The sequence below is a fragment of the Xanthomonas sp. GW genome (genome assembly GCF_014236815.1).
In the GTDB taxonomy this organism is placed as follows: Bacteria; Pseudomonadota; Gammaproteobacteria; order Xanthomonadales; family Xanthomonadaceae; genus Xanthomonas_A.
Map to the genome: position 1 here is coordinate 3,455,283 of NZ_CP051189.1, position 23,691 is coordinate 3,478,973.

At 70.2% G+C, this 23,691-nt stretch carries 24 protein-coding genes; 17 read left to right on the top strand and 7 right to left on the bottom strand.

Annotated elements, in window-relative coordinates:
• Positions 1–235: 235 nt before the first annotated feature.
• Positions 236–1,231 carry a tetratricopeptide repeat protein gene (locus HEP73_RS14790; protein ID WP_185820556.1) on the top strand — a complete coding sequence of 332 codons (996 nt, stop codon included), beginning with the start codon at positions 236–238 and terminating at the stop codon, positions 1,229–1,231.
• Positions 1,232–1,342: 111 nt separating this feature from the next.
• On the opposite strand, the gene HEP73_RS14795 is transcribed toward HEP73_RS14790, so the two are convergent.
• Positions 1,343–2,551: an MFS transporter gene (locus tag HEP73_RS14795; protein ID WP_185820557.1), complete on the bottom strand. Its 1,209-nt coding sequence runs from the start codon at positions 2,549–2,551 to the stop codon at positions 1,343–1,345.
• Between the two features lie 434 nt (positions 2,552–2,985).
• Here HEP73_RS14795 and HEP73_RS14800 point away from each other — a divergent pair, with 434 nt between their 5' ends.
• Positions 2,986–4,074 carry an alkene reductase gene (locus HEP73_RS14800; protein ID WP_185820558.1) on the top strand — a complete coding sequence of 363 codons (1,089 nt, stop codon included), beginning with the start codon at positions 2,986–2,988 and terminating at the stop codon, positions 4,072–4,074.
• 277 nt (positions 4,075–4,351) lie between these two features.
• Here HEP73_RS14800 and HEP73_RS14805 read toward each other — a convergent pair whose 3' ends face one another.
• The gene (locus HEP73_RS14805; RefSeq protein WP_185820559.1) at positions 4,352–5,230 is read right to left on the bottom strand and encodes a LysR family transcriptional regulator; all 879 of its coding nucleotides are present in this window, start codon (positions 5,228–5,230) and stop codon (positions 4,352–4,354) included.
• Between the two features lie 110 nt (positions 5,231–5,340).
• Here HEP73_RS14805 and HEP73_RS14810 point away from each other — a divergent pair, with 110 nt between their 5' ends.
• Together HEP73_RS14810 and HEP73_RS14815 are read left to right on the top strand one after the other, a co-directional pair.
• Entirely contained in the window at positions 5,341–6,549 is a 1,209-nt protein-coding gene (locus HEP73_RS14810; protein WP_185820560.1) for a serine hydrolase domain-containing protein, read from the top strand.
• Positions 6,546–7,748: an MFS transporter gene (locus tag HEP73_RS14815; RefSeq protein WP_185820561.1), complete on the top strand. Its 1,203-nt coding sequence runs from the start codon at positions 6,546–6,548 to the stop codon at positions 7,746–7,748. The genes HEP73_RS14810 and HEP73_RS14815 overlap by 4 nt, the downstream gene beginning before the upstream one ends.
• A 182-nt stretch (positions 7,749–7,930) precedes the next feature.
• On the opposite strand, the gene HEP73_RS14820 is transcribed toward HEP73_RS14815, so the two are convergent.
• Positions 7,931–8,272, bottom strand: a complete 342-nt coding sequence (locus tag HEP73_RS14820) for a zinc ribbon domain-containing protein YjdM (protein WP_185813390.1) — start codon at positions 8,270–8,272, stop codon at positions 7,931–7,933.
• 100 nt (positions 8,273–8,372) lie between these two features.
• Here HEP73_RS14820 and HEP73_RS14825 point away from each other — a divergent pair, with 100 nt between their 5' ends.
• The 9 genes from HEP73_RS14825 (at position 8,373) to HEP73_RS14865 (ending at position 14,896) form a co-directional block, all read left to right on the top strand.
• Complete coding sequence (locus HEP73_RS14825) at positions 8,373–9,329, top strand: cation diffusion facilitator family transporter (RefSeq protein WP_185820562.1); 957 nt, start codon at positions 8,373–8,375, stop codon at positions 9,327–9,329.
• Positions 9,330–9,452: 123 nt separating this feature from the next.
• The gene (locus tag HEP73_RS14830) at positions 9,453–9,923 is read left to right on the top strand and encodes an FKBP-type peptidyl-prolyl cis-trans isomerase (RefSeq protein ID WP_179563736.1); all 471 of its coding nucleotides are present in this window, start codon (positions 9,453–9,455) and stop codon (positions 9,921–9,923) included.
• A 169-nt stretch (positions 9,924–10,092) separates the two neighbouring features.
• Positions 10,093–11,451 carry an Hsp70 family protein gene (locus HEP73_RS14835; RefSeq protein ID WP_185820563.1) on the top strand — a complete coding sequence of 453 codons (1,359 nt, stop codon included), beginning with the start codon at positions 10,093–10,095 and terminating at the stop codon, positions 11,449–11,451.
• A 242-nt stretch (positions 11,452–11,693) separates the two neighbouring features.
• Entirely contained in the window at positions 11,694–12,374 is a 681-nt protein-coding gene (locus tag HEP73_RS14840; protein WP_185813393.1) for a class I SAM-dependent methyltransferase, read from the top strand.
• Positions 12,371–12,706 carry a YkgJ family cysteine cluster protein gene (locus HEP73_RS14845; protein WP_185813394.1) on the top strand — a complete coding sequence of 112 codons (336 nt, stop codon included), beginning with the start codon at positions 12,371–12,373 and terminating at the stop codon, positions 12,704–12,706. The genes HEP73_RS14840 and HEP73_RS14845 overlap by 4 nt, the downstream gene beginning before the upstream one ends.
• 16 nt (positions 12,707–12,722) lie before the next feature.
• Positions 12,723–12,920 (top strand): hypothetical protein, encoded by a 198-nt coding sequence (locus HEP73_RS14850; RefSeq protein WP_185813395.1) that lies wholly within the window; start codon positions 12,723–12,725, stop codon positions 12,918–12,920.
• A 95-nt stretch (positions 12,921–13,015) separates the two neighbouring features.
• Positions 13,016–13,810, top strand: a complete 795-nt coding sequence (locus HEP73_RS14855) for an EAL domain-containing protein (protein ID WP_185820564.1) — start codon at positions 13,016–13,018, stop codon at positions 13,808–13,810.
• A 132-nt stretch (positions 13,811–13,942) separates the two neighbouring features.
• Positions 13,943–14,521, top strand: a complete 579-nt coding sequence (locus tag HEP73_RS14860; RefSeq protein WP_185820565.1) for a mechanosensitive ion channel family protein — start codon at positions 13,943–13,945, stop codon at positions 14,519–14,521.
• Between the two features lie 102 nt (positions 14,522–14,623).
• Complete coding sequence (locus HEP73_RS14865) at positions 14,624–14,896, top strand: DUF2789 domain-containing protein (RefSeq protein WP_185813398.1); 273 nt, start codon at positions 14,624–14,626, stop codon at positions 14,894–14,896.
• 178 nt (positions 14,897–15,074) lie between these two features.
• Here the strand turns inward: HEP73_RS14865 and HEP73_RS14870 are convergent, their stop codons facing one another.
• Together HEP73_RS14870 and HEP73_RS14875 are read right to left on the bottom strand one after the other, a co-directional pair.
• Entirely contained in the window at positions 15,075–15,341 is a 267-nt protein-coding gene (locus HEP73_RS14870; RefSeq protein ID WP_185820566.1) for a DksA/TraR family C4-type zinc finger protein, read from the bottom strand.
• A gap of 225 nt (positions 15,342–15,566) precedes the next feature.
• Positions 15,567–16,103 (bottom strand): DUF2058 domain-containing protein, encoded by a 537-nt coding sequence (locus HEP73_RS14875; RefSeq protein ID WP_185820567.1) that lies wholly within the window; start codon positions 16,101–16,103, stop codon positions 15,567–15,569.
• 124 nt (positions 16,104–16,227) lie between these two features.
• On the opposite strand from HEP73_RS14875, the gene HEP73_RS14880 reads away from it, so the two are divergent.
• From HEP73_RS14880 to HEP73_RS14890, 3 genes are all read left to right on the top strand, one after another.
• Positions 16,228–16,734, top strand: coding sequence for a YgjP-like metallopeptidase domain-containing protein (locus HEP73_RS14880; protein WP_185820568.1), 507 nt, complete (start codon positions 16,228–16,230; stop codon positions 16,732–16,734).
• A gap of 68 nt (positions 16,735–16,802) precedes the next feature.
• Positions 16,803–17,513 carry an rRNA pseudouridine synthase gene (locus HEP73_RS14885; RefSeq protein ID WP_185820569.1) on the top strand — a complete coding sequence of 237 codons (711 nt, stop codon included), beginning with the start codon at positions 16,803–16,805 and terminating at the stop codon, positions 17,511–17,513.
• Between the two features lie 159 nt (positions 17,514–17,672).
• Complete coding sequence (locus HEP73_RS14890; RefSeq protein ID WP_185820570.1) at positions 17,673–18,779, top strand: S41 family peptidase; 1,107 nt, start codon at positions 17,673–17,675, stop codon at positions 18,777–18,779.
• Between the two features lie 75 nt (positions 18,780–18,854).
• Here the strand turns inward: HEP73_RS14890 and HEP73_RS14895 are convergent, their stop codons facing one another.
• Positions 18,855–19,655, bottom strand: coding sequence for an SGNH/GDSL hydrolase family protein (locus HEP73_RS14895; protein ID WP_185820571.1), 801 nt, complete (start codon positions 19,653–19,655; stop codon positions 18,855–18,857).
• A 264-nt stretch (positions 19,656–19,919) separates the two neighbouring features.
• Positions 19,920–21,056 (bottom strand): sensor histidine kinase, encoded by a 1,137-nt coding sequence (locus HEP73_RS14900; RefSeq protein ID WP_185820572.1) that lies wholly within the window; start codon positions 21,054–21,056, stop codon positions 19,920–19,922.
• 815 nt (positions 21,057–21,871) lie between these two features.
• On the opposite strand from HEP73_RS14900, the gene HEP73_RS14905 reads away from it, so the two are divergent.
• Positions 21,872–23,605, top strand: coding sequence for an outer membrane protein assembly factor BamB family protein (locus HEP73_RS14905; RefSeq protein WP_185820573.1), 1,734 nt, complete (start codon positions 21,872–21,874; stop codon positions 23,603–23,605).
• Positions 23,606–23,691: the final 86 nt, after the last annotated feature.

The following is a 23,691-nucleotide window of genomic DNA, read 5'->3' on the forward strand; positions in this document are numbered from 1 at the left end:
CAGCATCCATCCACAGCCGCTGTGGATGAATACGCGGCATCGGCCTGCCGGACGCCGCCTCGCGATCGCCTGCGCTTCCGGCACATCCACCGCACCGGCAAAGGGCTATATTTGCGCCGGGACCCTCCCATTCCGGGTCGCCGCGAGGTGCGCCATGTTCGGTTGGACCGCGTTCGCCCTGGTCGCTGCCACAGCGATCGCGCCACCACCCGCGCCGCCCGCGGCGGACCAGATCATGCGCGTCCCGCCTGCGCTGCATGCGCTGGTGCAGCAGCGCGTCGATCTGCGCGCCCCGCGCGAGCAACGCCTGCAGCAACTGGTGAAGTTCGCCTTCGATGCCGATGGCCTGGACCTGCAGTACGACGCCAAGGCCACCAATAGCATCGCCGAGACCTACGCCACGCGCCGCGTCAATTGCCTGTCCTTCACCCTGCTGTTCGTGGCGATGGCGCGCGACGTGGGGCTGGACGCGCAGGTGGAAGAGGTAGGCCGGGTGCTGAGCTGGTACCAGGACGGCGATGCGCTGTACAACGCCGGCCACGTCAACGTCGGCGTGCGCATCGACGGGCGCCATGCCAGCATCGACCTGGACCGCAGCGTGCTGATGGACCGGCGTGGCCCGCAGCCGATTTCCGACCGCCGCGCGCTGGCCCACTACTACAACAATCGCGGCGCCGAACTGATGGCCGACGGCGACCTGCCCGCCGCGCAACAGCATCTGGCAATGGCGCTGCAGATGGACCGCGACTTCGCCGCCGCCTGGAACAACCTCGGCGTGCTGGAGCTGCGCCAAGGCGATCCGCAAGCGGCCACGCAGGACTATGCGACCGCGCTGGCGGTCGACCCCAACCATATGTCCGCACTGTCCAACGCCGCCATCCTGTATCGGCGCCTGGGCGATGGGCGGCGCGAGGCGGCGATGCTGGCGCGACTGCAACGCGTGCAGCAGACCGACCCGTTCCAGCAGTATTTGCTCGGCAACGAGGCGGAGCGGCGCCAGGACTACGCCGCGGCGATCGGCTACTACCGGCATGCGCTGCGGCTGTACGACGGCGCGGACCTGCTGTATTTCGCCCTGGCCCGCGCGTATCTGCTCAACGGCGATACGCGCCGCGCAAACACAGCGCTGCAGCAGGCGCTGGCGCACGCCGACAAGACCGCACAGCCGCGCTATCAGGCCAAGCTGGACGCGTTGCGGCGGCTGTCGCACAACACGCAGGCGCAGCGCTGAGTCCCGTCGCGCGCGTCAGGCACGCCGCGCGCGCCCGCGTCGCGCGTGCAAGCAGCAAAGCGCCCAACGGCGCACGCGGCGCGTGGAAAGTCGAAACGCGCTCTTGAGCGCTCAGCCAGCGGTCGCCAGGCGCTGCGCACGGCGCGCGTCGTGGCGCGCCCACAAGTACACCAGCAGGCCGCCCAGCGCCGCTGCCGCGCCGACGTAGCCGGTCGAGGTCCAGCCCAGCCCGGCGCTGATCGCGATCCCGCCCATCCACGGTCCCAGCGCGTTGGCCAGGTTGAAGGCGGCATGGTTGGACGCCGCGGCCAGGGTCTGCGCCTCGCTGGCCACGTCCATCAGCCGGGTCTGCAACACCGGCGCCAGCGCACCCATCGTGCCGACCGCGACCACCGCCGGCAGCACCGCCCAGGGCGAGTGCGCGGCCAGCGGCCAGGCCAGCAGCACCGCCATCGACCACAGCAGCACCAGCGGCACGGCGCGGAACTGCAGCCGGTCGAACAACCAACCGCCGGCAAGGTTGCCGAGCAGGCCGCCGAAGCCGAACGCGCACATCGCGAACGGGATCCAGCGTTCGGACACGCCGGTGACCTGGGTCAGGGTCGGCGCCAGATAGCTGAACACGCAGAACATGCCGGCGAAGCCGACCGAGCCGATGCCCAGCGCCAGCCACACCTGCGGCCGGTTGAACGCGCGCAGTTCGCGCAGCGGCTGCTGCCGCGGTTCCTGCGGATCGGCCGGCAGCAGGCGCATGACCAGCACCACGGTCAGCACCGCGATCGCCGCCACCAGCGCGTACGCGTAGCGCCATTGCGCCACCTGGCCGAGCCAGGTCGCCAACGGATTGCCGACCAGCACCGCCAGATTGAGCCCCAGCAGCACCCGGCTCACCGCCGCGCCGCGCTGGTCGGGGCGGCTGATCGACGCGGCGACCAGCGTGGCCACGCCGAAATAGGCGCCATGCGGCAGCCCGGCGATGAAGCGCACCAGCAGCATGCTGTGGTAATCCGGTGCCAACGCACTGGCCAGATTGCCGACCGCATAAAAGCCCATCAGCGCCAGCAGCAGCGTGCGCCGCGGCCAGCGCGCGCCGATGATCGCCAGCAGAGGCGCGCCGACCACCACGCCCAGCGCGTAGGCGCTGATCAGGTGTCCGACCTGCGGCTCGTCGATCGCCAGCCCGCGCGCGATGTACGGCATCAGGCCCATGGTGGAGAACTCGCTGGTGCCGATCGCGAAGCCGCCCATCGCCAACGCGAACAGGATCAGCACGTAGCCGCGGCGCGACAGCGGCGCCTGGGGAGTGACGGGAGTGGACATGCCCGGGACCTGATGAGGGGCTGCCTATTATTGTGCATCGCAGCATGCAAGGGCACCCATGCGCGTGCAACACCGCGTTGCAGCGTGGCGCGTGGGCGTCGAGTGGCAGCCAGGCTGTACGGCTTCAGCATGCGGCCTCACCAGTACCGCCCTGGCGCGCAGCGCTCGGCGCGATGCCGCGGTGACAGCGGACATGCCCAGCACCTTAGTCAGTGCATCGCTATCGCTCGGACCGCAACGGCGTCGCGGCCAACTCCCAAGCATCGGCTCCAACACGGGGGGCGCCCTCGCTGGCGAGCCGACCGCCGGCAACGCACTGTCCCATCATGGCGACGCGCAACCGCGGCGGTCGTCCCCATGTCTTGACGGGTGACGACCGGCGCCTTCGGCGCTGTGCCGTCCATGCCCCCATTCCTGTTTCGAGAAACGTACCGATGACCGCTACCGCTTCCCCGTTGTTCGCCCCGCTGCGCCTGGGCGCGATCGAACTGGCCAACCGCATCGTGATGGCGCCGCTGACCCGCAATCGCGCCGAAGGCGAAGGCCGCATCCCCTCGCCGCTGGCGCCCGAGTACTACGGCCAACGCGCCAGCGCCGGGCTGATCGTCGCCGAGGCCACCCAGATCAGCCCGATGGGCCAGGGCTACATGGACACGCCAGGGATCTACAGCGAAGCGCAGGTCGCAGCGTGGAAGAACGTCACCGCCGAGGTGCACCGCCGCGGCGGCAAGATCGTGCTGCAGCTGTGGCACGTCGGCCGCATCTCCCACGTCAGCCTGCTGCCGGACGGCGCTGCGCCGGTGGCGCCGAGCGCGCTGCGCGCCGACGCCAAGACCTACACCGCCGAGGGCTTCAGCGACGTCTCCGCACCGCGTGCGCTGCGCCTGGACGAGATTCCGGCGCTGCTCGAGGACTTCCGCCATGCCGCGCGCAACGCCATCGCCGCCGGCTTCGACGGCGTGGAAGTGCATGCCGCCAACGGCTACCTGATCGACCAGTTCCTGCGCGACGGCAGCAACCGCCGCGACGACGCCTACGGCGGCAGCATCGAGAACCGCACCCGGCTGCTGTTCGAGGTGGTGCAGGCGGTGGCGCAGGAAATCGGCGCCGAGCGCACCGGCGTGCGCCTGTCGCCGGTGACCCCGGCCAACGATGCGCACGACAGCGACCCGCAGCCGCTGTTCGAGCGTGCGGTCGAACGCCTGGACCCGCTGGGCCTGGCCTTCCTGCATGTGATCGAGGGCGCCACCGGCGGCCCGCGCGACAACATCGCCTTCGATTACGCCGCACTGCGCGCCAAGTTCCGCGGTCCGTGGCTGGTCAACAACGGCTACGACAAGGCCTTGGCCGAGCGGGTGCTCGGTTCCGGCGCTGCCGACGCTGTCGCGTTCGGGCGCCCGTTCATCGCCAATCCGGATCTGGTGGAACGGCTGCGCCGCGATGCGCCGCTCAACCCGCTGGATGCGGACACGCTCTACGGCGGCGGCGCCAAGGGCTATACCGACTACCCGACGCTGGACTGAGAAGCCAGGCACGCGGCGGCGGCACACCCGTGCCGTCGCCGCCGCAGCTCAAGGCGTCGCCGCCTTCTGCGGCGGCGCGTCAGCGGACAGATGCGCCTGCAGGAAACCCGCCACCCCGCTCCACAGCGCGGCGCGGTGGTCGACGTCGGCGCCTCCGTGGCGTTGCCCTCAGAGGCGCGCCCCGCGCCAAGCGCGCATCATTGCCGTGGGCAGGCAACGCACGGCAGGCCGGTAACAGCCAGGTACGACATGACCCAAACGATCGCGCCGGCAGCCGCTACAGGATCAGCCGCTCGCTGAGGTAATCGATGAACACGCGCAATTTCGGCAGCACATGCCGACCCGACGGCCACAGCAGGTGGAAGGTGCCGTCGGCGGCGACATAGTCGTCCAGCAGCGTGCGCAGCATGCCGTTGGCGACCGCATCGCGCACCGAGTGCTCCGGCAGCAGGGCGATGCCGCAGCCGCGCAGGGCGAAGCTCAGGCGCGTTTCGATGTTGTTGCAGACCATCGACACCGGCAACTGCAGGCCGGCCGCCGCCGCGCCCATCGGCCAGGCCTCCAGGCGTCCGCTGCTGCGGAAGCGGTAATGCAGGCATTGGTGGGCCAGCAGGTCGGCCGGCGCGCGCGGCGTGCCGCAGCGCTGCAGGTAGTCCGGCGCGGCCACCAGGCAGCGCCGGAAACCGCCCAGGCGCTTGGACGCCAGGCGCGAGTCGTCGGGTTCGGCCACGCGCAGCACCGCATCGAAGCCGTCCTCGATCACGTCCACCAGGCGGTCGTCGAAATCCAGATCCAGCTGCACCTGCGGATAGGCGCGCATGAAGTCGGCGAGTACCGGCAGCAGCACGTTGTTGTTCATCGGCAGGCTGACCCGCAGCCGTCCCTTCGGCGTGGCCGCGTGGCTGCCGAGCTCGCTGCGCGCCGCCTCGGCCTCGGCCAGGATGCGCCGGCAGCGCGGCAGGAACAGTTGGCCTTCCGCGGTCAGGGTCTGGCTGCGGGTGCTGCGATGGAACAGGCGCACGCCCAGCGACTGCTCCAGCCGCGCCACGCTCTTGGCCATCGCCGAAGCGGACACGCCCAGCACCCGCGCCGCCTCGGCGAAGCCGCCGCTCTCCACCACCTGCACGAAGCCGCGCAGGCTGCCCAGACTGTCCATCGCCCACTCCATTGCGGACATCTGCGTCCTCGGAGCCAGGAACTCTACCCGTCTTTTTCCGCAATCGGCATGCGCCCACGCTGCAACTCCTTCCACCGCGAGTCGCGTCCATGTCCATGTCCCCTGCCGTCGCTTCCGTTTCCCCGGCGCATGCGCCGGCACTTTCGCCGCAACAGGCCGCGCCGCTCGATGCCGCGATCGATGCGGCCTTGCGCGAGCAGCGCCTGGTCGGCGCGGTGGTGCTGGTCGCGCACGCGGGCCAGTGCGTCTATCGCCGCGCCGCAGGCTGGGCCGACCGCGAGGCGCGGCGGCCGCTGCGCGAGGACGCCACCTTCCGCCTGGCCTCGGTCAGCAAGCCGATCGTCGCCACCGCGGCGCTGGCGCTGGTCGCGCAAGGCCGGCTGCAGCTGGATGCACCGATCGCGCGCTGGCTGCCCTGGTTCCGCCCCGCGCTGCCCGACGGGCGGGCGCCGGACATCAGCCTGCGCCAGTTGCTCAGCCACAGCGCCGGGCTCGGCTACCGCTTCCTCGACCCGGCGGACGGCGCACACGCGCGCGCCGGCGTCTCCGACGGCATGGACAACAGCGGCCTGAGCCTGGAGGACAACCTGCGCCGCCTCGCCGAAGTGCCGCTGCAGTACGCGCCCGGCACCGGCTGGGGCTATTCGCTGTCGATCGATGTCGCCGGCGCGCTGCTGCAGGCGGCCAGCGGCCAGCCGTTGCCGCAGCTGGTGCGCGACCTGGTCACCGCGCCGCTGGGCATGCACGCCACCGCCTTCCATGCCGAGGACGCGGCGCGGTTGGCCGTGCCCTACGTCAACGGCGACCCTTCGCCGCACCGGCTCGGCGAAGGCGAAGTGGTCGCGCCGTTCGCGGACGGCGCCGGCATCGTGTTCCATCCTTCGCGCGCGCTGGATCCGCAGGCGTTCGCCTCCGCCGGCGCCGGCATGGTCGGCAGCGCCGACGACGTGCTGCGCCTGCTGGAAACGCTGCGCTGCGGCGGCGCGCCGCTGCTGCCGGCCGCGCTGGTGGCCGAGATGGGCCGCGCGCAGGCCGGCGATTTCGGCCCGCCGGACGCGCCCGGCTGGGGCTACGGCCTGGGCTTTGCGGTGCTGCGCGATCCGGCGCCGACCGCGACCCCGGAAGCACCCGGCACCTGGCGCTGGGGCGGCGCGTACGGCCACAGCTGGTTCGTCGATCCGGCACGGCAGCTGAGCGTGGTGGCGCTGACCAACACCTTGTACGAAGGCATGTCCGGCACGTTCGTGACCGAGCTGCGCGACGCGGTCTACGCCAGCCTGCGCGGCGTGCCGGCATGAGCGGGGAACGCCTGGCGCCGTGCCCGGCCGCCACCGCTGCGGCGGCAACGCAGCGCCTGCCCTGGAGCGGATTGCTGGCGCTGGCCTGCGCCGGCTTCGTCACCATCCTCACCGAGACGCTGCCGGCCGGCCTGCTGCCGTCGATGGCGGCGGGATTGGGCGTTGGCGAAGCGTGGGTCGGCCAACTGGTCAGCGTCTACGCGCTGGGTTCGCTGCTGGCAGCCATCCCGCTCACCGCCGCCACCCGGCGCTGGCGCCGGCGCCCGTTGTTGCTGCTCGCCATCGCCGGCTTCGCGCTGGCCAACACGGTCACCGCCGTATCCGCCAGCTATCCGCTGATCCTGGCCGCGCGCCTGCTCGCAGGGGTCAGCGCCGGGTTGCTATGGGCGCTGCTGGCCGGCTATGCGAGCCGGATGGTGGCGCCGGCGCAGCAGGGCCGCGCGATCGCCGTGGCGATGGTCGGCACGCCGCTGGCGCTGGCGCTGGGCGTGCCGGCCGGCACCCTGCTCGGGCAGCAGTGGGGCTGGCGCTGGAGCTTCGGCGCGATGTCGCTGCTGAGCCTCGGCCTGCTCGGTTGGGCCCGCGCTGCGCTGCCCGACTTCGCCGGCCACACCGCGCGCACGGCATTGCCGCTGCGCCGCGTGCTGGGCCTGCCCGGCATCGTCCAGGTGCTGGCGGTGATGCTGCTGTTCGTGCTCGCGCACAACCTGCTCTACACCTATGTGGCGCCGCTGCTGGCGCTGTCGGCCGCGGCGGCCGCGCTGGACCGCTACCTGCTGCTGTTCGGCGTCGCCGCGCTGCTGGGCATCGTCGCGGTGGGCGTGTGGATCGATAGCTGGATGCGGCAGCTGCTGCTGGCCAGCATCGGCCTGTTCGCGCTCGCCACGCTGGCGATGGCGCTGTGGCCGCACTCGCCGGCGCTGCTGGCCGCGGCGATGGCGGTGTGGGGATTGGCATTCGGCGGCTGCGCCACGCTGTTCCAGACCGCGATCGCGCGCCGTGCCGGCGATGCCGCCGATCTGGCGCAGTCGCTGGTGGTCACCGGCTGGAACCTGGCGATCGCGGGCGCCGGCGTGCTCGGCGGCATGGTGCTGCAACGTTCCGGTGCCGCCGCGCTGCCGTGGACGGCGCTGGCGCTGCTGGTGCTGGCGTGGGCATTCGCGCAGCGCCGGCACGGCTGGGCGAACACCGGCGGTTGAGCAGGGCCGGCACGACCGGCGCGCGTGCTGTCTGTGGCGTCGGCGATCGCTGGCGCCACGGCCTGCGCCAATCCACGTCCGCGATGCCCGCAGCCCATGCGCAACGATCGTCGTGCGGCGCGCTGCTCGCCGCTGCTCGCAGCGCGCGACAACCGCCGCGGCGCGCGCCTTTGCGCCGCGACTCAGGCCTTGCGCAGGAAGCAGGTCTTCAGCACCAGTCCCTTGATCTTGTCCGAATTGCCTTCGATGTGCTCGGCATCGTCCTCGACCAGGCGGATGCCGCGGATCACCGTGCCCTGCTTCAGCGGGATCGACGAACCCTTGACCTTCAGGTCCTTGATCACCACCACGGTGTCGCCGGCCTGCAGCACGTTGCCGTTGCTGTCGCGCACCACCGTTTCTGCGGCGGTGGCGGTGTCCGCCGCTGCCGGCCACTCGTAGCCGCAGTCGGCGCAGATCCACAGCGCCCCGTCGACATAGGTGTTTTGCAGGGTGCATTGCGGACAGGCGGGTGCGGCGGACATGGGGTTCCTTGATACGGCGACGACGGGAGGACGCCTATTGTAGCCGCCCGCTCCACGCCGCCGCGTGCCGCGTCCGGTCCGCTCTTCCCGCAGGAATCCCATGTCCGCCGCTTCCGGTTCCCGCTTTGCGATCTATGCCGCGCTCGCCGGCAACCTGGCCATCGCCATCGCCAAGTTCGTCGCCGCCGCGTTGTCCGGCAGTTCGGCGATGCTCAGCGAAGGCGTGCATTCGCTGGTCGATACGGTCAACGAGCTGTTGCTGCTGTACGGCCTGCGCCGCGCCGCGCGGCCCGCCGATGCCAGCCATCCGTTCGGCTACGGGCGCGAGCTGTATTTCTGGAGTTTCATCGTCGCCCTGCTGGTGTTCGCGCTCGGCGCCGGCGTGTCGCTCTACGAGGGCATCGCGCATGTGCGCAATCCGGAGCCGGCCAGCAACCACACCCTCAACTACGTGGTGCTGGGCCTGTCGATCCTGTTCGAGGGCGCTTCGTGGTGGGTGTCGCTGCGCGAGTTCCGCGCGCGCAAGGGCGCGATGGGTTACGTGCAGGCGTTCCGCGAAAGCAAGGACCCGAGCCTGTTCACCGTGCTGCTGGAAGACAGCGCCGCGCTGATCGGCCTGTTCATCGCCCTGCTGGGCCTGCTGGCCGCGCAGTGGCTGCAGATGCCCGAGCTGGACGGCGTGGCCTCGATCGGCATCGCCGCGGTGCTGGCCTGTTCGGCCTTCGTGCTGGCCCGCGAGACCAAGGGCCTGCTGATCGGCGAACCGGCGGCGCGGCCGCTGAGCGATGCCTTGCGCCGCATCGCCGGCGCCGATCCGGACGTACGCGCGGTCAACGGCGTGCTGAGCGTGCAGATGGGTCCCGAGCAGGTGGTCGCCGCTCTCAGCGCCGAATTCGAGGACCAGCGCAGCACCGCGCAGATCGAGGCCTGCATCGAGCGCATCGAACGCGCCGCGCGCGCCGAATACCCCGAATTGCAGTCGCTGTTCGTCAAGCCGCAAACGCCCGAGGCGTGGCAGGCGCGGCGCAGCGCGTTGCGCGCGCCGCCGCCAGCCTGAACGCGTAATCCGCCGCGCCGACTTGCGATCCGCCGCCGCTTTTCGTTAGGGTATTCGGGTAGCACCTCCCATCGCGCTGTGACTGTGCCGGCGTATCCCACTTCCTACTGAATGAGGTTTCCCATGGAGATCGCCAATGGCCTTGTCGCCACCATCCACTACACCCTGACCGACGATGCCGGCGAGGTGATCGATCAATCCGCGCCGGACAATCCGCTGAGCTATCTGCACGGCGCCGGCAACATCGTGCCGGGGCTGGAAAAGGCGCTGACCGGCAAGCGCCCCGGCGAACGCGTGCAGGTCGACGTGATTCCGGCCGAAGGCTACGGTCCGCGCCACGAGCAGCTGCAACAGCAGGTGCCGCGCAGCTCGTTCCCGGATGCCGAAGGCCTGCAGCCCGGCATGCAGTTCCAGGCGCAGACCGACCAGGGCCCGCTGCTGGTCACGGTCACCGAGGTCGGCGCGGAACTGGTGACCATCGACGGCAACCATCCGCTGGCCGGGCAGGTGCTGCATTTCGCGGTGGAAGTGGCCGGCGTGCGCGATGCCACCGAGCAGGAAAAGAACCAGGGCCACGCGGGCGCGGCGCTGTAACCGTCCGCATCCCGGCTGCACCGCACGAGGCCCGCAATCGCGGGCCTCGTGCATTGTGCGGAGGCGGCAGCGACAGGCGCGGCCACGCCCCTGCAGCGGCCGTCGCCAGCTTGCGCCGCGCTGCGGCTTGCCGCACAGTGCGCGGCCCCCTGCCCGGCCCCGCAGCGACATGAGACTCGGCATCGATTTCGGTACCAGCAACTCCGCCGCCGCCGCGGTGATCGATGGCCGCGTGGTGCCGATCGGCTTCGGCGACCAGCACCAGTTCCGCACCACCGTGTACTTCCCGGAAGTGATGCGCGACCCGGCCGATTTCGAGCTGACCCCGGTGCTGGAACGGCAGGTGGACGAGCTGATCGAGGCCGGCCGCCGCGATGCGGCCGCCGCCGGCCGCGAGCGCAGCCGCGAAGAGTTGCGCCGCGATGCGATCCGGGTGGTGCGCCGGCAATGGATGGAAGCGCAGATGCGCGAACCGCGCAGTTCCGCGGCGCTGCTGCAGAACGCGGTGTACGGCGACGCGGCGCTGGATGCGTATTTCATCGAAGGCGAAGGCAGCCTGGTGCAGAGCCCGAAATCGATGCTCGGCTACAACCTGCATCCGCGCGCCAAGCAGACCATCACCGGCATCGCCACCCATATTCTCGAGCACATCCGCCTGACCGCGTCGCAGCAACTCGGCCTGCAGGTGCGCAGCGCGCTGCTCGGGCGCCCGGTGCAGTTCCGCAGTTCGATCGGCGAGGCCGGCAATGCGCAGGCGCTGCAGATCCTGCACAGCGCCGCGATCGCCGCCGGCTTCGACGACATCGCGTTCCTGGAAGAACCCGCCGCCGCGGCGATGCACTACCACGCCGGCAGCGACGAACGCCACGACGCGGTGGTGGTGGACATCGGCGGCGGCACCACCGACATCGCCCACGCCAGCGTCGGCGGCGACGGCGCGCCGCAGGTGCATCGCGCCTGGGGTATCGCCCGCGGCGGTACCGACATCGACCTGGCGCTGAGTCTGGCCAGCTACATGCCGCTGTTCGGCCGCGGCAGCACCCGCGTGCCGGCGCACCATTACGTCGAGGCGGCGATGGTGCAGGACACCACCCGCCAGCGCGATTTCCGCCAGCATCGCTACGACGAAGTGCCGCACCCGTACGACACGCGGCTGCAGGCGCTGCAGGACACCGGCAACACCGCGCGCCTGTACCGCGCGGTGGAACGCAGCAAGATCCGCCTCAGCGACAGCGCACAGCACGCGGAGGCGCTGGAGTACATCGAAGCCGGGCTGCAGGTGCAGGTGCGCGCCGACGAGCTGACCCATGCCGCACGCAGCTATCTGGAGGCGCTGGGCGAACTGCTCGCGCAGGTCCGCAGCGACATCGGCTGCGATCCGGCCGCGGTGTTCCTGACCGGCGGCATGTCGCGCGCCGGCTACATCCAGCAGGTGGTCGCCGCCGCGTTCCCGCAGGCGCGCCTGGTGCACGGCGACCCCTCGTTCGGCGTGGTCCAGGGTCTGGCCCTGGCCGCCGCGCAGCGCTGACCGACGCAGGCCGCAACGCCTCGCCAACCTCGCCGCAGCGCGCGCCGGCATGGCCGCGCGTGCGCAAGTCGCTAGCGCAGCTTCCGTTCATACGCAAGGGGCGCGACTGGCGTAATATGCGCGGTCACGCTTCAGCGTCACGTTTCTACACGCGTCTCGTCCGGCCGTTTCTGTCGCCCGACTCGCCCCTCTTCTCGCGCCAGCCTCCGTCCCGCTTCGGGCCGGACCCAACGGGAGCGCCTGTGTCCGGCTACGCCACCCAGATCAACACGCTCAACCTGGGCGGCCAGGACTATCGCATCCGTTCGCTGCTCGATACCCAACAGTTCTCCGATCCCGACGCGCAGGCCGAAGCGGCCGGCATTTCCTCGGCGCAATGGAGCCTGTTCGGCAACGTGTGGCCGGCCGGCCGGCTGCTCGCCGAAGCGATGGCGCTGTACGACTTCGGCGACAAGCGCATCCTCGAGATCGGCTGCGGCCTCGGCCTGGCCAGCCTGGTGCTGCGCCGCCGCGGCGCCGACATCGTCGCCAGCGACCGGCATCCGCTGACCGAAGTGTTCCTGGCCTACAACGCCGCGCTCAACGAAATGCCCGCGGTGCCGTACCGTCGCCTCGACTGGGACCAGCCCAACCTCGAGCTGGGCCGTTTCGACGTGATCATCGGCAGCGATGTGCTGTACGAACACCAGCATCCGGCGCTGCTGGCCGAATTGCTGGCGCGGCATGCGACGGCGAGCGCGGAAGTGCTGATCGCCGATCCGGGCCGCGGCAACAGCGCCGCGCTGACCCGCGCGCTGGCCACGCAGGGCTACGCGCTCAGCGAACAGCGCGAAATGCCGTTGGGGCCGGACGATCTGCCGCCCTACCGCGGCCGCGTGTTGCGCTTCAGCCGCGATGCCCTGCCAACCGGTGGCAACGCGTGAGCGCCCAACAGGCAACGCCGCGCGCCGCGGCCGAAAAATCCGTCACCTGCGATCGCTGCGACGCGATCTGCTGCCGCCTGACCGTGCTGCTGATGCCCGACGACAAGGTGCCCGAGCACTACACCGAGCACACCGCCGAAGGCCTGCACGTGATGGCCCGCGACGAGGACGGCTGGTGCGTGGCGGTGGACAGCAAGCGCATGTGCTGCTCGATCTACGAACAGCGCCCGGCGATCTGCCGCAAATTCACGATGGCCGGCCCGTATTGCCGCGACATCCGCCGCATCCACAACGATCAGTTGGCGCGCGGCATTCCCCTGACGATGTACTGACTCCAGGAGATTCACCATGGCACGTCCCACCAGCAAGACCCCGCCCCCGACCGCCAAGACCGCACGCAGCAGCAGCGGCGACAAGGCGCAGAAGGGCCTCAGCCGCGAGCGTATCGAGGCCGACATGGCCGCGTTCCGCAAGGCCGGCGGCCGCGTCGAAGTGCTCGGCACCACCCGCGTGCTGAAGAAAGTCGACGAAGCCGAAGCCGGCTGAGCACGCGCACTGCGGCCCCGCCGCAGGCGATGTCGGCGCCGTCTTCACGGCGCCGGCCGATAATCCAGATCTCTTCGCTGTGACAGACGCACGGCATGCTCCTGCGCTCCCTCTCCGCTGAACTGGGCCAGCCGGCCTGCGGCAATTGCCGCGATGGCGAGCCGCTCGACTTCGGCATCCGCATGGCGTTCCAGCCGATCGTCGATGCGCAGGCGCGCACGATCTACGCGTACGAGGCGCTGGTCCGCGGCGAGGACGGCAGCGGCGCGGCCGCGGTATTGGCGCGGGTGCGGCCGCAGCAGCTGTACCGCTTCGACCAGACCTGCCGAGTGCAGGCGATCGCCACCGCGGCGCGGCTGGGCCTGGGCACCCGGCTGTCGATCAATTTCATTCCCAATGCGGTGTACGAACCGGCGACGTGCATCCGCCTGACCCTGGCCGCGGCCGAGCACTACGGCGTACCGACCGGCAATCTGATCTTCGAGATGAGCGAGTCCGAGCGCATCCGCGACCTGCCCAAGGTGGTGCGGATCCTGCGCGACTACGCGCAGCGCGGCTTCCTGACCGCGATCGACGATTTCGGCGCCGGCCACTCCGGACTCAACCTGCTCGCCAGTTTCCAACCGCATCTGCTCAAGCTGGACATGGCCCTGATCCGCGACATCGATAGCAGCGTACCGCGCCAGCATATCGTCGCCGGCATCGTCGGCATGGCCGCGGCACTGGGCTGCCGGGTGCTTGCCGAGGGCGTGGAGACGCCCGCCGAATACCGCGCGCTGCGCGCGTTGGGCATCGACCTGTACCAGGGTTTCCTGTTCGCGATGCCGGCGCTGGAGGCGCTGCCGGAGATTCCCGCCGAACGCTGGGACAGCCTGGAACAGGCCGCCTGAGCCACACCCGGCAGCGCGCATGCGCTGCAGCGTCGGCGTGGCGGCGATGGCGATGGCCGGGCGTGTTGCGCACTTGCCCGATGCGGCGACGATTGCGACCATCGCGCCTCCCCCGCCATGCCGAACCCGCCGATGTCCTCGCTCCACACCATGCTGCCACCCTCGGTCCACCGCTGGCTGGAGCTGATCGTGCCGGGCGCGCAGATCGCGCTGATCGTGCTCGGCGCATGGCTGTTGCGCACCCTGCTGCGGCGGCTGGTGCGGCGACTGAGCGAGCACCACGCGTTGCCGCCCGAACTGACCATGCTGGCGCGCCGCGGCAGCGGCTTCGTGATCTACACCACGGCGCTGCTGCTCATCCTGGATCGGCTGGGCGTGTCCGGCACGGTGCTGTGGACCGCGTTCACCGGCTTCGCCGCCGTGGCGGCGGTGGCGTTCTTCGCGGCCTGGAGCGTGCTGTCGAACATCTTCTGCACGCTGCTGATCTTCGCCACGCGGCCGTTCCGCCTGCACGACCACATCGAACTGCTCGAGAACGGCGAAAAGCCCGGACTCAAGGGCCAAGTGGTGGATATCAACCTGATCTACACCACGCTGCGCGAACACCGCGGCGACGACGGCGACAGCGTGCTGCAGATTCCCAACAGCCTGTTCTTTCAGCGCAGCACGCGGCGCTGGCGCGGCCATCCAGTGCCGCCGGGACTCGGCTAGCGCGCAAGCGCACGTCCTAACAAGACACTGATCGCACCAACGCTATCGTGCCTGGTCTGTGCGCCGCCTCGCGGCGCGCCCCCCATCGACAAGGTGCCCCCCATGGAACAACCCGTCCACCCGTTCGCCGAGCTGTTCGCCCAGTTGGGCCTGCCCAACAGCGAAACCGAGATCCGCCAGTTCATCGGCCGCCATTCACCGCTGCCGGATACGATGCGGCTGGAAGAGGCGCCGTTCTGGACGCCGGCACAGGCGCAGCTGCTGCGCGAGGAACGCATCGACGACGCCGACTGGGCGATGGTGGTCGATCAGCTCAACATCGCCCTGCACTCGCGGCCGGTGCCGCCGGTCGGCACCGCCGCCAACGACGATTGAGTCGCCAGGGCGTGCCATCCATTCCCAAGCAGATCGCGCCGCTCCTACCTACGCGTTGGATTGAACGAACCCGTGGCCACGCCCGCGCGCGGACACGACAGCGTGCACGCGCAACAGCGGCCCTGCGGGTTGGGCCTGACAGGCCCAACGCGACCTACTCGGGAATGCAAGACACGCCCTAGCGCAGCTGGCTGTCCTTGCTGCCGCGGCGGTTGTAGCCGCTGTGCTCGTGCTGTTCGTGGTCGTGCGCTTCCTGGCAGGCCACGCACAGGCGCACGCCCGGCACCGCCTTGCGCCGCGCCTCGGGAATCGGCACATCGCAGGCCTCGCACTGCTCCAGGCTCGGGCCCTGCGGCAGCTGGCTGCGCGCACGCTTGATCGCATCTTCGACGGTGGCGTCGATCTGGTCCTGCACCGCGCCGTCGCCTGCCCACCCTGTGGCCATGATCGTCTCCAAGGATCCGCTACGTCCCGATGATGCGGCCGCGGCCGGCGATTGCAATGCACGCCGGTTTCACATTCGCCGGCATGTTCATGCACGGCGCGCGCTGCCCGCCGAGGCGGGTCATCGATTTTCAAGCAGATCGCGTTACGCAGGAGTGCGACAGCTGCCGGCGCTTGGCTGATGCAGCCGCCGCTGCGCAGCGACCGGAACGCCGCGCGCCGTGGGCTACCAGATCAGGTCGTCCGGCACCTGGAAGCGGCTGTAGTACGCGCCGTCTTCGTCGCCGGCAGCCGGCGCGGCCTGGGTGGTGTCGAGCACGATTGCTGCAGGATCGCGGCTGGCCACCTTTTCCACCACCGCGCGCGGGATCGGCGCATAGCCGGCATCCAGCCGCGCGATCACCGCCGCGCCGCTGATCAGCTGCGCGCGCAAGGCCGCGTCGACCCGCAAGCGCTGGATCTTGCCGGCATCGGTGAAGTGGTAGTCGATCTCGCCATCGGCCTTGAGCTTGTTGCTGTCGACGATCTGCCGCGCCTGTGCGCGCTGCTCCTGCGCGCGCGCCTGCGCATTGCGCTCGGCGGCCAGCGCGCGGTCGCGCTCCACCCGTTCCAGCCGCAGCCGCTCGCTCTCCAGCTGCTCGGCGCTGGGCGGCGGCGGCGCCTTGCCGTGGCGCGCCTTGGCCTGCTCGCGCGCGACCTGCGCCACCTGGTTCTTCTTCACCAGGCCGGCCTTGAGCAGTTGTTCCTGCAGGGGATTGCGCATCGGGAAAATCCAGTCGATCCAAGACGTTGGACCCTATCTTACCCGCTGCGCCCGCCCCCTGGCCGCGCCCGTGCGGCGGCGGCCACGGCTCGTGCCGGCGGCCATGGCGCGCTATCGTGGCGCCATGCAAACGCTGAAATACCTCGTCGGCTATCCGCCGCATGTGCAGGATCAGGTCCGCGAGCTGATCGCGCGCGATCGCCTCGGCGAATGGCTGCGCAAGCGCTACGACACGCCCAATCCGGTGCGCAACGACCGCCAGCTGTACGACTACACGCTGGCGTTGAAGGACCGCCACATGCGCAGCTCCGAGCCGCTGCACAAGGTGATCTACGACAACCGGCTGCAGGCGGTGAAGCACGCGCTCGGCACCCACACCAGCGTCTCGCGGGTGCAGGGCAGTAAGCTCAAGGCCAGCCGCGAGATCCGCATCGCCGGCGTGTTCCGCGACGCGCCGGCGCCGTTCCTGCAGATGATCGTGGCGCACGAACTGGCGCACCTGAAGGAAAGCGCGCACAACAAGCCGTTCTACCAGTTGTGCACGCACATGGCGCCGGACTATCACCAGCTGGAATTCGATCTGCGCCTGTACCTGACCCAGCTCGATCTGGCCGGCACCGCGGACCGCTGAGGCGCCGCGCATGGCAGCGTGGCGACGGCTGCACGTACACTGCCCTGCCCTGATCGCCGAGCCATTCGATGTCCGTCCCTACCCGCCTCGACAAATACGTGGCCGCCATGCTGCCGTGCTCGCGCAGCGAAGCGCAGCAGTACATCGAGGGCGGCTGGGTCAGCGTGGACGGCGTGGTGGTCGAGGAACCGCAGGCGGCGGTGACCACGCAGCAGGTGACTCTGGCCGCCGACGCGCAACTGGGCGCGGTCGAACCGGCCACCTTGTTGCTGCACAAACCGGCCGGGCTGGACCTGGACGCCGCGCTGGCCCTGGTCAGGCCGGACACGCGCAGCGCGTTGGACATGGCCAAGGTGCGCGTGCTGAAACGCCACTTCCTGCGCCTGAACGCGCCAATGCCGCTGGAAGACGCCGCCAGCGGCCTGTTGGTGCTCAGCCAGGACGGCCGCGTGCTGCGCCGCCTGACCGAGGACGCGACCTCCATCGAACAGGAATTCGTGGTCGAGGTGCGCGGCGAACTGAAGCCTTACGGCATGCTGCGGCTGGCGCACGGCCTGGTGTACCGGCAACGTAGCCTGCCGCCGTGCAAGGTCAGCTGGCAGAACGAAGACCGCCTGCGCTTCGCGATCAAGCACGTGCAGCCCGGGCAGCTGCAGCACATGTGCGCCGAGGTCGGGCTGGAAGCGATCAGCCTGCGGCGCCTGCGCGTGGGCCGCATCCCGTTGGGCAAGCTGGCAGCGGGCGAATGGCGTTATCTGCCGGGCGGCGAGCGTTTCTGAGCGGCGGCGGTCGCGACCGGTGACGCGCCGACGCACGGCGCTTGCCACCGTGCCGTCGCGCACGCTTGAGCCTGCCGGCGCGAAGTCCCCCTGTCTTGCGGCCTATTGCGCGCGTCGCGGCCGGCGGCCGACACTCGCCGCGGGCACAAGGGGACGGACATGATCGCAACGATGCTGGCAGCGGCACTGGCCTTGGCGCCGACCGATGCCGCGCTGGCGCAAGCCGACCTGCAGTTCGCCGCCGCGCGCATCGCCGCCGATCATCCGGGCCTGGCCCCTGGCGCGGATCCGAGGCTGGCCGCGCAGGCGCGACAGGCGGCGAGCGCGGCGCAGAGCCAGGCGCGGCGCATCGTCGATCGTGCCGGCTATGCCCAGGTCATGCAGGCCTATGTCGCCTCGTTCGGCGATCCGCATGTCGCGATCGAACTGGCCTCGCCCGACACCGACACCACCGCCGCGAGCGCGACCCCGCCCGCACCCGACAGCGCCGCGCAGGGCGCATTCGAACGCCTCACGCCAGCAGCGTGGAAACTGACCCTGCCGACCTTCTATGCCGGCGATCCCGGCTTCGATTCGACAATGAGCGCGATCGCCGCGGCGGCGGACGCGCTGCGGCAACACACGCCCGCCCTGCTGGTCCTGGACCTGCGCGGCAATGGCGGCGGCGCCGCGGCGCCCGGCGATGCGGTGCTGGCCGCGATCTGGGGCGAGCAGGCGCTGCCTGCGCTGGACCGCCGCCGCGCCAGCGCCTCGCTGTGGCGGGTCTCCGACGGGGTGATCGAAAACCTGCAGACGCGCCGCACGCGCATCGCCGCGCGCTACCCGCAGGAGCTGCCCGGCTTCGACCGCTTGCTGGACGGGCTGCGCGCGGCGCAGCGCCGGGGAGAAGCCCTGTATCGCGACCCGCTGCCGAGCGCGGCCGCCGGCACCCCGCCAAGCGGTGGCCCGGCACGCATCGTCGCGATCACCGATGGCGCCTGCATCAGTGCCTGCCTGGATTTCATGGACCGGCTGCTGGAAGGTCCCGGCGTGGAGCAGGTCGGCCAGCCGACCGGCGCCGACACGCTCTACACCGAAGTGGAAAGCGTGCCGCTGCCGAGCGGACGCGCGACGTTGCTGTTGCCGATGCAGCGCCTGGAAGGGCGCCAGCGCGGCGCGATGCAGGCCTATGCGCCGCGCGTGCGCCTGGACGACGACGCGGCGGTGAGCGCCTGGCTGCGCCGCGAAGTGGCCGCGGTCTCGCCGCCGGCCGGCACCGCGCCGTAGCGCTGCGGCGCGGCGCGACCGGGATCGGGATCGGGATCGATCCGAGCGTGTCGAGCGCGCCTATGCGGCAACGCGCTACGGCTGCGCCAACGCGCGCTCCACCGCCTGCTGCGCCAATGGCGCCATCAGCCCGTAACCGGCCGCGGTGGGATGCACGCCGTCGGTGGCCAGCGCCTTGTCCAGGCCGCCCTGGCGATTGCGCATCTTGCTGTGGTAGTCCAGGTACACCGCGCCGTGGCTTTGTGCGTACTGCTCGATCCAGGCGTTGAGCGCGCGGATCTTTTCCGCCGGTTGCAGGCCCGGCCGCCACGGGTAGTCGCTGACCGGCAGCACCGACGCCAGCACCAGCTTGATGTGGTTGGCCTGCGCCAGCTCGGCCATCGAGCGCAGGTTGTCTTCGATCATGCGCTGGGTGGACAGGCCGGTGTTGCCGGCCAGGTCGTTGGTGCCGGCCAGGATCACCACGGCCGCCGGCTTCAGGTCGATGACGTCCTGGCGAAAGCGCACCAGCATCTGCGCGGTGGTCTGCCCGGAAATGCCGCGATTGACGTAGGGCTTGCCGGGGAAGAACCTGGCGCCCTCGCTACGCCCCCACATGTCGGTGATCGAATCGCCGTAGAACACCACGCGCCGCTCGCCCGCGGCGGGCGGCGCCAGCGCGGCGTTGTCAGCGCGATAGCGATCGAGCTGCGCCCAGTCCAGCAGGCGCTGCTGCAGTTCGGCCACATCCTTGGCCTGCAGCGTGTCCGGCGCTTGCGTGTACAGCGCATCCACCTTGCCCTGCAACGCGTCGGCGGGCGCGGCGGTCTGCGCGAACGCAGGATGGACGGCACTCAGGCACAGCGACAGCAGTGCGGCACGCGACAAGGGCTTCACGATCGACCTCCAGCTCGGGGAAACGCGTCACCCTAATCCAAATCTTGCGCCTGCGCGCGGGTCGGTGGCTGGGGCGGCTTTTGCGGAGCGCATGGGCAGTGTGCGTGGCATTGCCGGTGCGGCGTCGCCCGCGGTTTCTGCGCACGGAGTTCGCTCGTAGTTCGGCTTGGCGATGCTGCGCCCGTACCCTCACCCCAACCCCTCTCCCGTGGGGAGAGGGGCTTTTATTTGCTCCGGTGGGATTCGCGCTGCCGCCGGCTTCGCTCAGTCGCAGGCGGCCGCCTGCCGCGGCAGCGTCGCCAGGAAACGGGTGCCATCCTGCTTCGACGAGCTGACCTCGATGCGCCCGCCATGCGCCGCGACGATCCGGTCGACGATGTACAGGCCCAGGCCCAGGTTCGCGCCGGCGACCTGCGGGGTGCCGTCGGCGTGCGCGGTGGTGGTCAGCGGCTCGAACACCGAGGCCAGCATCGCCTCGGGAATCGGCGGCCCCAGGTTGTGCACGCTCAGGCCCACCTCGTCCGCCGCCAGGCCGTTCAATGCGATGGTGATCTGCTGATCGCGGCTGCCGTACTTCAATGCGTTGTTCAGCAGGTTCGCGATCACCCGGCGCAGCCGCATCACGTCCCAGCTGCCGTGCAGATCGCCGACCGTGATCACCTGCATCGACCGTTTCGGATAGATCGTGGCCATTTCGTCGACGAGTTCCTGGGCCAACGCATCCAGGCTGGCCGCTTGCGGACGCACCGGCGTGGACACGCCCAATTTGTCGCTGGTGAAGTCCATCAGATCGTCCAGGATCGCCTTCATCTGCATGGCGCTGCGCAGCAGCACGCGCGCCTGCGGCGCTTGCGCCTCGCCCTGCCCCAGCATCAGGTCCGCGCAACTCATCACCGCCGACAACGGCCCACGCAGGTCGTGGCCGAGGATGCCCATGAACAGATGCTGGGTCTGCTCCACGCTCTCCATGAAGGCGCGCACCGAATCGGCCAGGATCTGGTCCAGGGCCTCGTTGAAGCGGCTCATGTCCGGCAGATCCTGCACGCCCGGGATGTGCTCGGATCGGCTCCACAGGCGCATCACGCTGGCGCGCAGCGCACGGAATTCCGACACCAGCTGCATCATGCCGAAGCCGTGCTTGATCCGTTGCCGCGCATGCAGGCTCGCCGCGCCGTCGGTCTCGAATTGCTCCGAGCCGGCGTCCAGCGACCTGAGCCGCAGCTCGGTCGCGCTCATCGGCGCGCGCATGTCGGCGACGATTTCGGCCAGCAGTTGCGCGGCGTGATCGCGCAACTGGAATGCGCTCATCGCCTCGCCTTCCGCACCGCGGGTACGCGCGAACGCGATCCAGTCGCCGCACAACGGCTCGATGTTCGCCTCGATGAAATCGGCCAACTTCATGCCGGCAGCCTCGCACCCGGGCGAGCGCACCGTAGCCGCCGGGCGCGCCCATTCGCCGCGAGCATGGCCCCCGCGCCGCTCGCCGCCGTCGCCGCGCGGCCTTCCAAGCAAAACATCCCCATTGCGTCAGCCCCCAGCGTCGATGCGCCAGCTTAAACATTCCCGGTTGGATGCGTACGCCGGGACCCTGCCGGATCGGGCAAGGCGCTGCCATGCGTCGCCGCCACAGCCCGGTTTCCGGCTGCACAAGGGTGCTGCGGCTCGCGCAGCCTCTAAACGGATCGATTTTTGCGCGGCGCCGAGGCTACGAGGCGCACGGCAGTACCGATGGGGAATCGGCGATATGCGCAACGGCGAGCCGCCAAGGACCGACACTCGAATACGGCATGCGCCAGGCACGCGACGCGCAGATTGTCACCAAAGCGCCATACGGCAGCCTCCGCTTCGGCCAATCGCAGGCATGCCGCTGCGCCACACGCTCGGCATTCAGTCGCCACTCATGCGCCGATCACTGTCCCGTATCGGCCCGCATGCCGCGCGATAGCCAATGCACGAATGCCGGATGCCGAACCCACAAGCCGTTGCCCAGCAAGGGACAACGGCGAATGCCGAAGCGCGCACGCCGCGCATGCCGGCCATCGGGCATGCACACGTTTGCCACGCGATGCCACGCGGGCGATTGGTTTTCGCTATCCATGCAACCTTTTCGCCGGCCCTAACTTTTTTGTACGTACATGACACGCGCCGTTTTCGGTTCCTACCATTGCGCCGGTAGTGAAGGGGGGGTCCCCACTCCAAGCCCCGAAGGACACCGCATGAACAGGCATTACGCGCAACGGAAACTCTCTCTGCTGTGGCTGGCCTTGGCTCCCGGACTGATGCTCGCCGCGACGGCGTCGGCACAATCCGCAAGCACTGCCCCCGCGCAAGCGCCGAACGACAGCGCAGCGTCCGCCAGCCCGCAGGGCGGCAGCGACGGCGACACCGCAAGCTCGCGTTCCATTGCTGGCTATGGCACAGCGTTCGGCGGCGGCGCGCCGTACGCCACGCGCAGCAGTTGGGAAAACGCCGGTGGCGGTTATCTCAACACCCGCTTCGCCCCGGCCGAATGGCAGATCACTCCGTTCAACGCGGCGCGGCTGAAGACCGCATGGACCTTCACCACCGCAGGCGACGTGTCCGCCACGCCGACCGTGCAGGGCAGCGCGCTGTACGTGCCCGACTGGGGCGGCCAGCTGTATCGCATCGATACCGCGCTGGGCAAGGCGGTGTGGCAGGTGAAACTGTCCGACTACACCGGCAACGCCGCCTCGCTGTCGCGCAACAGCCCGGCGATCGCGCGCGACAGCGTGCTGGTCGGCGACCAGGCCAGCGGCACCGTCATCGCCATCGACAAGAACACCGGCAAGCTGCTGTGGAAGACCGTGGTCGAAGCCAATACGCAAGCGCGCATCACCGCCTCGCCGGTGGTGTACGGCGATCGCGTCTACGTCGGCGTGTCTTCCGGCGACTGGGGCGGGCTGACGCCTGGCTACAAATTCTCGTTCCGCGGCAGCGTGGCCGCGCTCGATCTGAAGACCGGCAAGCTGCTGTGGAGCTTCCGCACCGCGCCGGAGGGCTACACCGGCGCCTCGGTGTGGGGCACGCTGGCGCTCGACCCGCAACGGCAGCGCGTCTATGCCACCACCGGCAACAACTACTCGGTGCCGCTGGACGTGGCCAGCTGCGTCAAGAACGCCAATGGCGACAAGACCGCGCAACTGGCCTGCCTGGCGCCGGACAACTACGTGGACTCGGTACTGGCGCTGGACATGCGCAGCGGCAAGCCGGTGTGGACGCGCCGCCTGCAGGGCGCCGATGCCTGGTCGCTGTCGTGCCTGGTCGCGCCGACCGCCGGCGTGTGCCAGGAACCGCAGGGGCCGGACTACGACTTCAGCGGCGGCGGCGCCAACCTGTTCACCGCGATCCGCAACGGCAAGCGCCAGGCCCTGGTCGGCGCCGGGCAGAAGAGCGGCGTGTACTGGGCGTTCGACGCGGACAGCGGGCGCACCGTGTGGTCCACCCAGGTCGGGCCGGGCGGCACCGCCGGCGGCATCGAGTGGGGCTCGTCGGTGGACCCGCTCAAGTCGCGCGTGTACGTGGCCATCAACAACAACAACCACACCAGCTACACCCTCGCCCCCGGCAACACCGAGACCTGGAACGCCGGCGCGTGGGCGGCGCTGGACGCGGCCAGCGGCAAGATCCTGTGGCAGGTGAAAGTGCCGGGCATCGATCCGATCCAGACCACGTTCGGCGCCGGCGGCCGCGGCCCGCTCGCGTCCTCGCCCGGACTGGTCTACGCGGGTTCGATGTCCGGCGCGATGACCGTGCTCGACGCCGAGACCGGCAAGACCCTGTGGAGCTTCGATGCCGGCGGTTCGGTGTCCAGCGCACCGGCCGTGGTGGACGGCGCGGTGTACTGGGGCGCGGGCTATAGCCGCTTCAACTTCGGCACCGGCGTGCACAAGCTGTACAAGTTCGTCCCGGCCAGCGCGCGCGGTCACTGATCGCGCGGCAGCGTCCCCGAGACAGGTTCGCACCGACAGTCCTCCTGCACGCAGGAGGACTGTTTTTGTAGACAATGCATCCGCCG

Coding starts and splice junctions, on each gene's coding strand:
- HEP73_RS14790 (WP_185820556.1), top strand. CDS start 236: ATGCGCGTCCCGCCTGCGCTGCATGCGCTGGTGCAGCAGCGCGTCGAT.
- HEP73_RS14795 (WP_185820557.1), bottom strand. CDS start 2,551: ATGTCCACTCCCGTCACTCCCCAGGCGCCGCTGTCGCGCCGCGGCTAC.
- HEP73_RS14800 (WP_185820558.1), top strand. CDS start 2,986: ATGACCGCTACCGCTTCCCCGTTGTTCGCCCCGCTGCGCCTGGGCGCG.
- HEP73_RS14805 (WP_185820559.1), bottom strand. CDS start 5,230: ATGGACAGTCTGGGCAGCCTGCGCGGCTTCGTGCAGGTGGTGGAGAGC.
- HEP73_RS14810 (WP_185820560.1), top strand. CDS start 5,341: ATGTCCATGTCCCCTGCCGTCGCTTCCGTTTCCCCGGCGCATGCGCCG.
- HEP73_RS14815 (WP_185820561.1), top strand. CDS start 6,546: ATGAGCGGGGAACGCCTGGCGCCGTGCCCGGCCGCCACCGCTGCGGCG.
- HEP73_RS14820 (WP_185813390.1), bottom strand. CDS start 8,272: ATGTCCGCCGCACCCGCCTGTCCGCAATGCACCCTGCAAAACACCTAT.
- HEP73_RS14825 (WP_185820562.1), top strand. CDS start 8,373: ATGTCCGCCGCTTCCGGTTCCCGCTTTGCGATCTATGCCGCGCTCGCC.
- HEP73_RS14830 (WP_179563736.1), top strand. CDS start 9,453: ATGGAGATCGCCAATGGCCTTGTCGCCACCATCCACTACACCCTGACC.
- HEP73_RS14835 (WP_185820563.1), top strand. CDS start 10,093: ATGAGACTCGGCATCGATTTCGGTACCAGCAACTCCGCCGCCGCCGCG.
- HEP73_RS14850 (WP_185813395.1), top strand. CDS start 12,723: ATGGCACGTCCCACCAGCAAGACCCCGCCCCCGACCGCCAAGACCGCA.
- HEP73_RS14855 (WP_185820564.1), top strand. CDS start 13,016: ATGCTCCTGCGCTCCCTCTCCGCTGAACTGGGCCAGCCGGCCTGCGGC.
- HEP73_RS14860 (WP_185820565.1), top strand. CDS start 13,943: ATGTCCTCGCTCCACACCATGCTGCCACCCTCGGTCCACCGCTGGCTG.
- HEP73_RS14865 (WP_185813398.1), top strand. CDS start 14,624: ATGGAACAACCCGTCCACCCGTTCGCCGAGCTGTTCGCCCAGTTGGGC.
- HEP73_RS14870 (WP_185820566.1), bottom strand. CDS start 15,341: ATGGCCACAGGGTGGGCAGGCGACGGCGCGGTGCAGGACCAGATCGAC.
- HEP73_RS14875 (WP_185820567.1), bottom strand. CDS start 16,103: ATGCGCAATCCCCTGCAGGAACAACTGCTCAAGGCCGGCCTGGTGAAG.
- HEP73_RS14880 (WP_185820568.1), top strand. CDS start 16,228: ATGCAAACGCTGAAATACCTCGTCGGCTATCCGCCGCATGTGCAGGAT.
- HEP73_RS14885 (WP_185820569.1), top strand. CDS start 16,803: ATGTCCGTCCCTACCCGCCTCGACAAATACGTGGCCGCCATGCTGCCG.
- HEP73_RS14890 (WP_185820570.1), top strand. CDS start 17,673: ATGATCGCAACGATGCTGGCAGCGGCACTGGCCTTGGCGCCGACCGAT.
- HEP73_RS14900 (WP_185820572.1), bottom strand. CDS start 21,056: ATGAAGTTGGCCGATTTCATCGAGGCGAACATCGAGCCGTTGTGCGGC.
- HEP73_RS14905 (WP_185820573.1), top strand. CDS start 21,872: ATGAACAGGCATTACGCGCAACGGAAACTCTCTCTGCTGTGGCTGGCC.